The organism is Sulfitobacter sp. 15WGC (assembly GCF_005068605.1).
GTDB lineage: Bacteria > Pseudomonadota > Alphaproteobacteria > Rhodobacterales > Rhodobacteraceae > Sulfitobacter > Sulfitobacter faviae.
In genome coordinates this window covers 1-254 of sequence record NZ_SZNL01000135.1, presented here as the reverse complement: position 1 = coordinate 254, position 254 = coordinate 1, and the positions used below count along the sequence as shown (strand labels likewise).

General features: G+C 61.4%; 1 pseudogene. It reads left to right on the top strand.

Annotated elements, in window-relative coordinates:
- Positions 1–110: 110 nt before the first annotated feature.
- Positions 111–254: pseudogene (locus tag FCK22_RS19435) on the top strand (MFS transporter); the annotation flags it as partial.

Sequence of the window (254 nt, the reverse complement as noted above, 5' to 3'; positions counted from 1 at the left end):
TTTGCACGGGGCCATGTTTACGGCAGCGCGGGCGGGCTGGCCAGTCTTCGCAGATGCGCAATTGACGACGCCCGTGAAACCCATAATCTGCCGCGGAAAGGAACACTTCCATGCAAAGCCGCGCGCCCCTGTTCACCCCGGTCCTGATGGTCGGATGTATCATCATCATGGTCAGCTTCGCCGTGCGGGCCTCCTTCGGCGTGTTCCAGATTCCCATTGCCGAGGAATTCGCATGGGCGCGCAGCGAGTTCTCC